The following is a 12702-nucleotide window of genomic DNA, read 5'->3' on the forward strand; positions in this document are numbered from 1 at the left end:
GCGCAATGTACGAATGCCGACAAATCCTGTCCGCAGTCAGACAACGAGGACATTGATCGTGCTGACAGCGTCCGAGACGTGCCTCAACCGAGCAGCAGGTCTGGAATCATCTTGGCGAGCCTCGAATATGCCACCGGATCCCATTTTGATGGCTAGTGGGGCAGCCACGCCGTCTCGCCGGCAAAGAACGTCTTGAGTGACCACTGCATGGCTTCGCTGCCATTCAGTTGATGGGAGTAAGGTTCGCGCCTTGCGGGATTGGATCCGATGCCGGTGGACTTGTATTCGGCGTAGTAGGCCGTTGTCAGTGTGTCAGTCTTTCCGGGCGTCCATTCGCGCCAGCCTTGTGGGATCACTGGCGCGTCTATCTCAGTCGACAAGAAGATCACCGCAGCATAGGGCCGCCAGGCGCGCCCGAGGGCGATCTCTCGCGCGGCAGGATCGGCCGTCAGCCTGCAGTGATCGAACACATAGGCGCTATCCTCGTCCGGCGAGGCCTTGCTTTGCGCGGTATACACGACCGTGTGGTGGGCGATGGCGTGCAACTCGCATCGATGGAAATAAGCCTTCGCGTTGCCAAAGATGAAATCGACATGGCCTTCGATGTAGCAGTCCGAAAAGTATTGACGCGACATTCGGCCGTTCGGCCCCTTATTGGCGAACAGCGTGTCCTGTGCGCCGAGCACGCGGACGTGGGTGATCACGTCCTTGTCTCCGGTCACGGATAACGCCACCGCTTGGGAGGGCGGATTGGCCTTGTCTAGGGAGTAGTCGTTTTGGACCGTCAGATTGTCGAGCCGAAAGTCGTCGCCTGACGCCTCCAGGGTCGCGGAATGGGAGGTTCCCCCCACATTGATCGCGGCGTCGTTGTAGACAACAACCGTGTCGTCCGGCTTCTTGCCGGAGCCTTTTATATGAACACCAGGCTTGACGACTTTGACTTTCTCGCGATAGGTGCCCGGCGCTATCAGGATATCGCCGCCGCGCGCCGGCAATGCCTCGATCGCCGCTTGAAGGGAGTGATACGCATTCTGGTCGACTTGCGAGACCAGAAGTGGTTGCGCATGTGCTTGCGAGGGATCAAAGCATCCGGCCAGAACGACGGCGGAAAGCGCGAAAATCCTCACAACAATCTTACTGTTGATGATGACCCAAGATGTCATCTAACCGCCGCAATAGTCGCAGTCGGGGTTTGAGCGCGTCCGTGCGCTGATGCCGAGGGTTCACGCCCGCTTGCGCGTTGCGATCGCTTTCCGGATGCGTCCGACATCAGCTTGTTCCGACGGCCTAGTGATTGGGAAGTGTCTGCGAACAGCCTTCCCATCCAATAGCTAGCGGTCCGGCAGTCGCCCCGGCAGGGGCGGCGATACGCCGGAATTTCCCACCGTCACGTCGGCATTTTCGATCTGCCAAGCCGCTGACTTGCCAAAGCGCACGTCGTCCATCGTAATCTGAAGAGCATGCGCCTGGTCAAGCCCGCGCATCAACAGCGTCCCATTATCGCCGCGGACATGACGCAGAACGATCTGGCGATAGAGCGGAATTCTATCACCATCGGCGCGAGGATCGTATTTTGTATCGAACATGATTGGCCACCGGTTGCCGCGCAGGCACACATTCTCATAGGTCACCCGTTCCACCAGGCCGCCTCGACTGACATCGCTCTTGATGCGCAGGCCTGATGTCGTGCCGTCCAGGGTCAGGTCGCGCACGAGGATGTCGCTGACACCGGAGTTCACTTCGCTGCCAATCGACATCCCGTGTCCCCATCCGAAATAATTATGGATGATCGAGATATACCGGGTCGAACCGTTGTTGCCAGCCTTTACCGCGACATTGTCGTCTCCAGTGCGGATCATGCTATGGGAGATGGTGACATCCTGGCTAGCGCCCGGATCGATGCCATCGGTGTTGCGGGCGTCCGCGGGCGTATCGATGGTGACGTCCCAGAAGGTGGCTCCCTCGACGCGGTTCATCGCAACGTGGAAATTGGGCGCATTGCGCAAGGTGATGCCGTGGAAAGTAATGTCTTGTGCATGGTCAATCTGAATCAAACGCGGCGCGTTCTGGTGGCCGCCCTCTGCCTGCGCACGGCGAGCAAGCTGCCACCAGGTTTCGGCACTGCCGGCCATGGCTGTGCCGCCTTGGCCATCGATGATGCCCTCGCCATAGATGCCGCCGCCACGCGTTTTGGAAAAGCTGATGAGCGGCCGGCAACCGTCACCTTTGCCGGCGATGCGCCCACAATGGCCCCAGCCCTTGTCATACGCAGTTGGTTCGGGAATGGCAAAAAGCCTGGCCCCACGCCCGATCCAGAGCGTTACGCCCGATTTCATCTCGAGTGGACCCGAGCTGAACTCACCACGCCCCAAATAGACCGCTGCGCCAGCTGGACAATGGTCAATCGCGTCTTGCAGCCTGGCCGTATCGTTGTTGCCAGATGGCACCGGCCGGTCACAGACCGCACGAGGTGCAACGGGTTCGACGACCACGCGGCGGTCTTGCGCTCTGGCAGCGGGGCAAAGAGTCATCACGCCAACTATGGACAACAAGATCCAGTCGCGAAACAGATTTGTCATCGACCTCTTCATGCTTTGCTGCGTGCATCCTTGCGGCCTGCCCTGTCGGGGCTGCGCGCAGACCAGATCAACCGCCGCTCGGCGCACTGGCCCGTGCAAGATGACAATTGTAAGACGCAAAGCAGACGTGGACTTGACGAACTCGCAGGAGCGCTGCGCGAAGAAAGACTTTTCCTGCAAGAGGTCACCCGTTCAGGATGGCTATCGCGAGGGCGCACTTTCTCGTAGACCCGTCTCACCGTGCCTTTCGTCGAGCTGGATCGACTCTATTCGCGAGAGGAAGAGCGATCCTGCAGGGCGTCGGTGCGCGGCTGCGAAAGCAATTGATGGATGCGCGGACTGCCTCTCTGAACGTTGTTGTAATCCTGACATAGCCCCTATCGTTCGCCTATTACGGCTACCGCTATCATCACGCGGCCAGGCCGGCATTCGCCTATGACCCGCATGCATCGACAACGCTCGCGTTTTGGTCGTAAGCGTAGCTCTGAGGCCCATTTGATTGGCGCTTGACGTCTATTTTGAGCGCGTGGTGCGCCGGCGCGGCTTCCATATGTCGGACAACGCATTGACAGCGGCCGCAAGCGCCTTCCGGTCGATGACGTTGGGATCGAACTGCTGCGGGCCCCAGAGGCGCATATGTTCGTGCTCCGGATGGGTGGGGTCGCTGATGGCGTCGAGGTATTCGGCATAGCCTGGCGCACCGCCGACATCTTCCGGAGGACAACGGCCGGCGGCCTCGAGCAAGAACGGAAGTCCCTCTGTTGTCGTGTTGTCGAACCACTTTTCGAGCTTGATCACGTGATCCCAGCTATCGCCGAAGTCGTAGAGATAATGGATCGTCTTCGCGCCGGTCTCCTGAACGATATTAGAGAGCCGCGTCTTGCGGGCATCGATGGGCTGAGGGCCAAAATCTCCATCGGGATCAGGGATACCCCACGTCCTTCGCCGGCCAGGAACTCGAAGAGATGGCTGTTCGTCCAGCCAAACGCCGCCTGAAGCGTCAGATGCAGCCGATCAAGGCGCAGCGTGAGCGGCACGACAAGGCATCGCATCACCTCCGGTTTCACATCCTTGAGGGTCACCTTGATCCGGACCGCGGTCGTGTTCAGGCTCATGCCGCCAGCCTCGGATCGTGTGCATGCATCGTGTAGATCGACGCCCAAGGGAGCAGTTCGTCCAGTCGCGCCGCAGGCCAACCATTGACGAGCTTCGCGAGAACATCAGCGAGCCAGTGCTCGGCGCTGACGCCATTGAGCTTACAGGTCTCGATTAACGAAGCCAGAACTGCCCAATTCTCGGCGCCCTCGTCGCAACCGGCAAAAAGGGAGTTCTTGGCGTTGAGCTTGATCGGCCGCATCGCACGCTCGACAGCATTCCATCTCGATGCGCCCGTCATCAAGGTAGAGCGTCAGGCCGTCCCAATGACGCAACGCGTAACGCAAGGCCTTCGCCGTGTCGCTCTTTTGTGCAAGGTGATCAAGCTTGGCCTCAAACCACTGCTTCAAGGCTGTAGCCAGAGGTCGGGCATGCGCCTGCCTGCCAGCACGGCGCTCGGCATCCGATCGGCCGCGGAGCGCTTTCTCGACCGCGTAAAGTTGGGCGATGCGCTCAAGAGCCTCGCGGGCAACCGGAGCTGGCGCCGGAGCAGCCTCGCGCTCGATCTTCACAAACTGGCGCCTCAGATGCGACCAGCAGAAGGCGAGCGTTCCGGACAAGGCGTCCGCACGCGTCTCTCGGGTCATGGTCTTGTAAGCCTGATAGCCGTCGCAGTGGATGATGCCGCGATAGCCCTCGAGCAGCCTCAAGCCATGAACGGCCCCACGGCCCGGTGCATAGGCGTAAACCACGCCAGGTGGGTCAGGTCCGGCCCAGGGCCTGTCATCGCGTGACAGCGCCCAGAAGTAGCCGGTTTTGGTCCTGCCGCGCCCTGGATCCAGCACCGGCGCCGGGGTCTCATCGACACAGAGCTTCGAAGAGGCGAGCAGAAGCTGGCGCAGACGATGCCACAAGGGCTTCAATTCCTGGGCGGCGTAGCCGACCCAGAAGGCGAGCGTGGAACGGTCCAGCGCTATTCCGTGCGTCGCCAGCATCTGCGCCTGGCGGTAAAGCGGCAAATGCCAATGATACTTGGCATCGATCACATGCGCGACCAGCCGCTCGGTGGGCAATCCTCCCCTGATCAATCGCTCGGGAGCGGCGTGCTGGAGGACGACGCCATGACAGGCGCGGCAGGCCAGTCTGGGTCGGCGGGTAACGATGACGCGATACTGCGCCGGTACGACGTCCAGCCTCTGGCTCTCATCGTGACCGATCTCAAAAAGGGCGCACGGGCAGCAGGTTGCAGCCGGCATCAGGGTTTCGACGATGCGCGGCAAATGCTCCGGCAACTGACCACGATTGGCTCTGCGCTCGGCAGCTCTCTTCTCGCATGTTTTGGGATTGGCACTATCTTCGGCTGCTTCGAGAGCCGCGACGGCCTGATCGATATCCTCCAGAACAAGCTGGAGCTGATCAGCGTCCAGCTTTTCCGAGGACCGACCGAACTGCGCATCCTTCGCAAGCTTGAGCAACCGCTCAAGCCTGGCGCAGCGATCCAGCAGAGCCGCGGCAAAGACACGCAGCTCGGCTGGATCGCTGGGCAGCTCATCAGGCAAATCACTCATTGGCCCAAGTCTGCCATGCTTCGCGCCCCGATGCAGCGAAGATTTTATGTCCTACGCAAGTGCTTTCGGCTGCGGGATTCGAGGCGCGTGCATCCGCGTCCAATCCATGCCGGCCAGAAGCGCGGACAGCTGGGCGGCATTCATCCGCATCACGCCGGCCACGATGGGAGGCCATTTGAAGCCGCTGCCATCGAGCCGCTTCCAATACATCACAAGGCCGCTGCCATCCCAGACGACAATCTTCACCCGATCGGCGCGCTTCGCACGGAACACCACCGCCACGCCCTTCATCGGGTCATGGCCCAGCGTCTCCTTCGCCAACAGCGCCAAGCCCTCCGCACCTTTTCTGAAGTCCACAGGTTGCGTCGCCACGTAGATCATGAGGCTCGCGGGCGGCATCAGCATGAACGTGTCCGTCGAAGCGCCAAGAACATCACTCAACACAGCAAGGCCAGGCGTCCCCCGCACCTCCACGCGTGCCCCCTGGAGCTCAACCGTCACTACGGCTGCTTCCGGCGACCCGGTGGCCTCTGCGGCCGCTGGTAGCGCCGATTCCGACACCACCGGCACGAACGACAGCGTGTCCGCCGAAGCCGGCAGCACTGGCCCAAACGCGCCCGGCGCCGCCAGTCGTGCACCTGCTGGGGTCGGCACCCATGGCGACGCGCGACATCTGTGACAATCGCGCCCGGCTCGAGGCTTTCCGCGGCAATCTGTGCCTTCAAATCGTCCGGCCAGCGCTTTCGACCTGCGCCTGCGTACACTTCGATACGCGGTGACAACGGTCGTCTTATGTCGTCCGAATGGTCGTCCATTGTGAGCACCCTTGCAGAAGATGACTCTTCTAGCGGTGCTCTCAGGATTGAGTACCAAAATTCTCAAGGGCCTCAACGCCACGCTTACTTTTGGTCGTAGTGATAACACTCACCAGCGCGAACTCACCGGAGAAGCGGGTTCGTCATTGCAGAACAGATTCCCGGATCGCGGCCGAACGATAAAGCTGGACTGAAAGTGAGCAATCGTACCCCCCGCTTGCCAAAAAGAACCCGCGGGAGCGCCGGAAAATCACCCTATATCGGCATCCGCCAAACCGGCGACATATCATCCCTTATGGCCACTTTTCTTTCCACAGCATAAATTCGATCTTGCCAGGGACATCAAGATGCTCAGGAAAATCGGGAAAGGAAACTGACTTTCCGTCTCGTACGAAGATGGCAACATCAGTCCCGCTATTCGTTTCAGAATAATGTTCTCGCCTTACCTTCCCGCGACTGGAATCGAACACAAAGCGTGTCGAATTGATCCATGATGGTGAAATGAAGTTAAGACGATCAGAAATGTGCCAGACGCGACTCAAACGCACGCGGAAGGCTGCGGAGAAGTTGATGGGATCCGGAATGAAGATCGACAGATTGCGCACGCCCCTGTCGTCGAGCATTTCCAGGAGTCGATAAAGGACCAACTGGTGATCATTAGTGTTACGTAGCAGCGGAAATTGGTTGTAAAGTCTAAGCTTGCGCTGTCGAAGCTCTGCGATCTTTTCGGACACTTCGTCACAAATTTCGTATGGGTGCACGATGTGGAAGGTGATACGGAGGTTATGTTTCGCAAAGAGATCAATTTTCTCCGCAGTGAAAGCCTTCGGTTCATACACGATCGCCCTTGTATGAATTCGGATTGACTTCACCGATGGAACCGATCGAATTCCTTCAATGATTGCCTCCAGCCGTGATCCTGGCAGGATCAACGGATCTCCACCCGACAGGATCACCTCAGTGACTTCTGGTTGGCTACGAAGGTATTCGAGCAGATAACGCAGATCTGCATCTAGTTCAGATCGCCCGTCAATGGCGGCGTTCTCTCTAAGTACGTCCGTGCGGAAGCAATACTGGCAATTCCCAAAGCACCTCGAGGTGGTCAAGAAAAGCACGCGATCGGCGTACTTTCTGACGGCGGAGGTCTTATTGGCGGGGCCACACGCATTTGACCGGTCGTCGACGAAGTCCTTTACCTCGTTGGGGGCCCTCAATGAGATTCTGTCCCGCGTTGGAAAGGACACCCGGTGAAGCGGTCCCAGATGATTGCCTAGCGCCCCAACTTCTTCCTTGATCTTCCTTTCATAGAATGGCGTGACCTTCACGGGTAACAGGCCCTCCTCGATCGAGATGGCCCTGAATACCTCATTGATATGGAGCTGGTTCATATCAATCTCGTTCGATTGTTTCGGACTAAGACGTAGGCAATGAGGGCAGTCGATGCGATATAAGAAACAGAAGACGCGGCGCTGAATATGATCAACCCGGAGGGAATCAAAATCGCAGCAGCGAGCAACCACGCAGCCAATCCTCCTCGGAGCCTAACCAATGCAATCGCAGAAATCACGTAAACGGCAATAAAGTTCGTTCCAGCCAAGCTGAACATCATTTCAATATCGAGCAACCCAATCTTGTCGCAGACCACGATTACGATCAGTGATGCAGCCACGAAATAGACACTGTTGCGGGGCGCACCGTCGCGCAAGTATCCGAGGCTGGCAGGAAGGAAGCGTCGACCGGACAGGTAAAGAACAAGTCGTGAGACGGCCACAACTGACCCGAAGAGATTGGCAACGATCAGCGATACACCAAGCAAAGGAACCAGCCAGCCTGGTGCGAATGGCGCGACTTGCGCCGCAGCCTGAAATATTGGTGTATTGAAATTCGCCTTAATATCAGCGATATGCACGAGCGCCGCGCTGCCGACGTATGCACTACAAACCAGAACAAATGCGAAGAACATTGCTCGGCCAAAATTCTTAGGATTCCGAAAATCCGCGGACAAATGGGACGCGATTTCCCAACCCGTGAAGGAGAAGAAGATCAACGGGATCTGACTCGCAACCGACAAGAAATCTGAGGGGCGACTGAACCCAACACCGCTGGCTCGCACTGCTAGCACGATGAGGGCAACGAGAGCGCCTACCAGAAGGAATAACGACGATCCGCCCACCAGCCTCACGCCACTTGAGAGTGTCTCGCCGCCAGACAGGGCAATGAAGGCAGCAAGCAAAATCAACAGCGCGGCAAGCAGATGAATATCCACGCTGGAGCCGGTTAATTTCTGTAAGTAGGCCGATCCCACAATTGCGATCGATGGCAAACCCAATAATGTCGCTCCAAGAAAGAGCAGTGCCACGAGCAACTCTGGGTACTGGCCGAAGGCAAGTTTTGCATAGTATGCAACCCCGCCAGTGTTCGGATATGCGCTACCGAGAACAACCATCGTTGTTAGGATCGGTACAGAGAGCAGCGAACATGCGAGCCAAGCGTAGATGCCATCCCGCCCGATTTTCTGGAACACAAGTCCTGGGAGCACGAGGATGCCGGACCCAAGGATTATTGTGACTATAAGCAATATCCCTGAGGCAAGTCCCAGGTGTCCCTTGAACTCACCTTGACTTTCATCTTTCACACCAGTCCTCGGAATGAGAAATAGATTCTCTGTAGTAACCACACCGAGTCGTGCGTCTGCGTACTACCGACAGTATGTCGCAAGCGGGCATCACCGCAGCGTCTCTCATTTGCAAGACCATTGACCCTGCTCAATCATTGTACGGCCACAAAAGCGAAGCGCGACCGGCCACATTGCCTGACACCCAAATTGGTCTCAAGATCCAGGTGGAGAGAAGGACGGAGGGAAGCCGTTGACATGCCGCCAGTCACTTGAAGTGCAGAGGGCACTCGAGTGGAGCGTCCTCATTGTTGTCGGGGATCATGTACTGCTGCCACTGCGCTTCCCCTAGAACGTACGATCCTAGCAATGGGCTGTGTGTGACATCATCATAGATGTCGATGCTGCGTCTGATCTTCGCTGTAATAGCTCTGCCTCGCTGATCGGCGGGAGCTGCAATGTCGAAGATCTTTCGCGGATTGATAACGAAGGCCAGTCCGGCTCCCATGTTCCTGCTTCTGCGAAGAACGTAGGCAGGATGACTTACATTCACGAAGAGTTCACATCCGTGAAAGCACATCGTCCACGTGTGGTGCGCAGGATCCTTGGCCACGTGCACAGGCCAAGGTCGCCGATCTTCATCGATGAGAAACTGCATCGCTTCTATGAAGACCTGTTTGAAGTGATCCGTGGTGGAGAGCGCGGCGACTGGCTCAAAAAGCACGAGGAGTGGGTGGTGGCCCTTAACATCGAGAGCGTCGATATCGATCTGTTCAATGTAAGTTCGTAAGCCGCAAGCTAGAATATCAAGCTCGTACCGTGATTTTCCGTAATCGTATGGAATGAGGAGAAAGCGCAACTTGCCGCGCTTGACCGCGCTCCGCCCGAAAAAACATGGAAATCCAGGACCGTTTTCGGCCACATTGTTGAACTTCGATAGAACATACGAGATCGCTGCGTGCCCCCACTGGAATTTATCAGTGAGGTTGGCAAGTTCTCCTTGATTGATTAGCATATGTTTTCCTCGGATTTAGGTGACAAGCATTGTTGACGATCCCTGACGGATTGACGCGATGCGGCGTACACGTTTGCGACGACCGGCTCCGTTCTATCGGCCCCTACCGTGTTCCCGCGCAAAGAGCATCCCTCATAAAGCGTTGCCGGATGTCTCCATCTGGGCCCCCAATGCGCGGGGTCGGCTCGGGAGCGCAGCCACTGCTGACAACCGTATGTTCGGCGCGCCCGACCAAGGGATGAGTTGTTCTCAGTCCATGATACAGCGCGTTCGCGGATCCCTTGCAGGCGTCGTGCCAAATGAGAAACTCATTTCAGAGCAATACGACCACTCCGACATCGCTATGTCGGATGTCCTACAGACGACACCGAGGCTCGCAACGGCGCGCGAGTCAGGGGGCATTGAGGGCGGCAAAGGAGGATGCGAGTTCGCCGAGGACGTTCGCTTTGCGCGGGCACGGCGGTTGTTGCCCTATTGAACCAACTCGGCGGGTTCAATGCTCCGCTTTCGGCGATGAGCCTTGCGTAGCGACTTTCCTGCGAATGGTCGCTCCCCTCTTTCGGCAGGAACAGGCATTTGTCATCAAGATGCTGCAGCATTTTTGCGGTGCAATCGAAGGTATCGCAAGGACGCTATTCGATATGGCATTGCTGCGGCAGTCGCTTGAAGAGCTTGCTTGTCCGCAGAGCGCATAGCGGATCATCGCAGCGGACAATCGCTTCGCGAGCACACATTCAAACACATCTGCGGGCAACACGAACGAAGGAGAGTATCTACGCGAGCGAACGGGTCCTGCCCCGGGCGGATAGCTCTGTATTCGTGATTGACAACATATTTTTGTAGGCAGCCAAAGCACGTAACAGGCGCATCGCCATAAAATAACGCGGCGATCGCACCCCTATCTGCGTTGCCATCCGCGCGCATGTGATCGCCAAGCACCGCGACCGACCCGATCCCGCCGCCGAGTTCGCAACGCGATGCGCCCAAGATGCATGGCTCCGTGATGTTTGTGCCTCATGACACCACCTTTCTCCGACGACGCGCGCGGCCGCCGCTGTCAACGATCCGCGATCGAGGCGTCAACGCCATGGCATCCGCTTGCGGGCCAATAGGCTCCGCGGCGGTTCGAGGCTTGCGCAGTCGCGCGCTCCGTGCCGCAGCACTTGCCGCAGCGCTGCTCTGGCGTTCACCGAGCGCCGACAGGCCCTCCCCACGCTCAAGCCTCTGCTCGAGGTCCGCCAATTCTGCCTTGCACTCGATTACAACCGTTGAGCGCGAAGGAGTGTTATCTTGAGCTCGTCTCGTCGCCTCGATATTTCTTCGAGCTCCCAATCGCCCTGCATCATCTTTCTTGTTATCTATAATTGCCGATGCGTGTCCGGCGGTCAGCTTTAAGAACACAGGTTCGGCATCTCGCCGCCATGCGATACTTGCGCTTGAGCCTCAGGTTAACGGCCGCGCGGTCGATTGCCTCGTGGCATAACGTTTTGACTATGGTGCACACCATCTCTTTGAGTCCCGCCATTCGTCCATGCCTTGTACCGGGCAATTGGATAGCGGCCGACAAACTGAACGCCACCCGAAGATGAGAGACGTCGCGAGGCAGCTGCGCGCTTTGGACGCGAGCGCATCAGGACAGCTCTGACCGCGATCAATTGAGCAAGTCTCATCTGAATATGTCGATCAGGGTTGGACGACGATCATGATCGCGACGGATTTCGCCGCATCTTCAAGCAACCGGCATGCCAAAGACATTTGAGAGCTTTCTCGATGAAAGGACAGCTCTCGCCGCACTGTCTGGATGCAGACATCTTGTTGTCGCGCCTAAGCCAAGCGACGTCTTGAACGAGACAGTTCAACGTCGCAGCACGACGTCGATAGCCGCGATTACTGAAGAGAAACCTCCCTTGCAGCCAGAATGCTCTCACCAATTTCGGGTGGCGCGCTATCGAGTAGAACATTCTATCAATAGACATGACGCCGGTGATGCGAACGCGACCGCGGCGAGACGATCGTCTCAACAAAGCAAAAGATCGGTGTTCTGGAGAGCGCAATCCGGAGCCAACCTATTGAATGAGCAAGACAGTACAAGCAAGGTAGCATCGCCGTGGCGTCACCAGCGTCCGTCGCGTGACCGGCGACTCGCCGCAACCGTGACGCCCGCGACACCGATAGCGCTCACGCAGCTTGGGCACGTCGCAATGATGGGCCAGCGAGCCGATCAAGCACCGCTGGCGCTGAGTGCGGAGGACGTTGCCCGTTTCCTGGAGGCTGTCCCGATCCTGCGCGACCGCATTGCGTTGGTGACGGCCTACGCTGCCGGGGCTACGGGTCGGCGAGGTCGGCCGCCTGACGCCAGCGCAATCGACAGCAAGCGCATGCTGATCCTGATGACGGCCCGCAAGGGCGGCAACGATCGCTACATGATGCTGTCGCTGCGGCTGCTCATCATCCTGCGATCCTATTGGTATCTTGCCAAACCGCGCCATTGGCTGTCTTCGGGATGCAATCTGGGCGATCTGGTGAGCGTTGCCACCTCCAGGAGACTTGCCGCAAAGCTTGGCAGCATGCCCGCCTCGATCAGCGGGTGATGGCACATGTTCTGCGGCACAGCTTTGCTACTCACCGTTATGGGCGCGGTACTGGTATCCGGCTCATCCAAGTACTTCTTAGGCATGCGCGACTGTCGTCGACGGAGCGATGCACGCAAGTCGCAACCAATCGGACGCACTAGCCAGAAGTCCGCTCGACGATCTCGACGCACGATTGAGATCTCGCCCAGGGCAGGTGCCGGGCGCACGTCCGCGTTCGAGGTGGCGGACTCTTCCCCCAGCGCGGCAATGCGCTCCGCGTCACCCACGCCGGGCACCTGAGCCGGTTCCAGCTACGCTTAATGGGGGTCATCGAAGAGTGCTGGACTGCGGCGCGCTCGTGCCCGGCTCGCGCATCCTCAGGCGCAACCAAGCTCAACTCTAAAGATTTCGATCGCTTGCACTGAATGCGAAGGTCGACCGAC

Annotated in this window: 11 protein-coding genes and 2 pseudogenes; 2 read left to right on the forward strand and 11 right to left on the reverse strand. The window is 58.1% G+C overall.

What is annotated here, in order from left to right; all coding sequences use genetic code 11:
* Positions 1-152 precede the first annotated feature (152 nt).
* From MTX19_RS29885 to MTX19_RS29930, 11 genes and pseudogenes are all read right to left on the reverse strand, one after another.
* Positions 153-1163, reverse strand: a complete 1011-nt coding sequence (locus tag MTX19_RS29885; protein WP_280980515.1) for a pectinesterase family protein — start codon at positions 1161-1163, stop codon at positions 153-155.
* Between the two features lie 168 nt (positions 1164-1331).
* Positions 1332-2579: a glycosyl hydrolase family 28 protein gene (locus MTX19_RS29890; protein ID WP_280973120.1), complete on the reverse strand. Its 1248-nt coding sequence runs from the start codon at positions 2577-2579 to the stop codon at positions 1332-1334.
* Positions 2580-3092: 513 nt separating this feature from the next.
* The gene (locus MTX19_RS29895) at positions 3093-3473 is read right to left on the reverse strand and encodes a plasmid pRiA4b ORF-3 family protein (protein ID WP_348638326.1); all 381 of its coding nucleotides are present in this window, start codon (positions 3471-3473) and stop codon (positions 3093-3095) included.
* Entirely contained in the window at positions 3374-3694 is a 321-nt protein-coding gene (locus tag MTX19_RS29900) for a hypothetical protein (RefSeq protein WP_280980516.1), read from the reverse strand. The genes MTX19_RS29895 and MTX19_RS29900 overlap by 100 nt, the downstream gene beginning before the upstream one ends.
* Positions 3691-3936 (reverse strand): transposase domain-containing protein, encoded by a 246-nt coding sequence (locus MTX19_RS39345; RefSeq protein WP_247388122.1) that lies wholly within the window; start codon positions 3934-3936, stop codon positions 3691-3693. Before MTX19_RS39345 ends, MTX19_RS29900 begins: the two co-directional genes overlap by 4 nt.
* On the reverse strand, positions 3836-5242 hold the full coding sequence (locus MTX19_RS29905; RefSeq protein WP_348638217.1) for an IS66 family transposase: 1407 nt from the start codon (positions 5240-5242) through the stop codon (positions 3836-3838). The genes MTX19_RS39345 and MTX19_RS29905 overlap by 101 nt, the downstream gene beginning before the upstream one ends.
* Positions 5243-5293: 51 nt before the next feature.
* The gene (gene tnpB, locus MTX19_RS29910; protein WP_280980517.1) at positions 5294-5845 is read right to left on the reverse strand and encodes an IS66 family insertion sequence element accessory protein TnpB; all 552 of its coding nucleotides are present in this window, start codon (positions 5843-5845) and stop codon (positions 5294-5296) included.
* 2 nt (positions 5846-5847) lie between these two features.
* Positions 5848-6024, reverse strand: a pseudogene (locus MTX19_RS29915) (transposase); the annotation flags it as partial.
* A gap of 326 nt (positions 6025-6350) precedes the next feature.
* On the reverse strand, positions 6351-7445 hold the full coding sequence (locus MTX19_RS29920; RefSeq protein ID WP_280980518.1) for a radical SAM protein: 1095 nt from the start codon (positions 7443-7445) through the stop codon (positions 6351-6353).
* Entirely contained in the window at positions 7442-8692 is a 1251-nt protein-coding gene (locus MTX19_RS29925) for an amino acid permease (RefSeq protein ID WP_280980519.1), read from the reverse strand. Before MTX19_RS29925 ends, MTX19_RS29920 begins: the two co-directional genes overlap by 4 nt.
* Before the next feature lie 247 nt (positions 8693-8939).
* The gene (locus MTX19_RS29930; RefSeq protein WP_280980520.1) at positions 8940-9686 is read right to left on the reverse strand and encodes a YqcI/YcgG family protein; all 747 of its coding nucleotides are present in this window, start codon (positions 9684-9686) and stop codon (positions 8940-8942) included.
* A gap of 1742 nt (positions 9687-11428) precedes the next feature.
* Here MTX19_RS29930 and MTX19_RS29935 point away from each other — a divergent pair.
* Together MTX19_RS29935 and MTX19_RS29940 are read left to right on the forward strand one after the other, a co-directional pair.
* A complete protein-coding gene (locus MTX19_RS29935; RefSeq protein WP_280985010.1) occupies positions 11429-12277 on the forward strand; it encodes a hypothetical protein in 849 nt (282 codons plus the stop codon).
* Positions 12190-12384 (forward strand): annotated as a pseudogene (locus MTX19_RS29940) (tyrosine-type recombinase/integrase); the annotation flags it as partial. The gene MTX19_RS29935 and the pseudogene MTX19_RS29940, both read left to right, overlap by 88 nt.
* Between the last annotated feature and the right edge of the window lie 318 nt (positions 12385-12702).

It is taken from the genome of Bradyrhizobium sp. ISRA464, assembly GCF_029910095.1.
GTDB lineage: Bacteria > Pseudomonadota > Alphaproteobacteria > Rhizobiales > Xanthobacteraceae > Bradyrhizobium.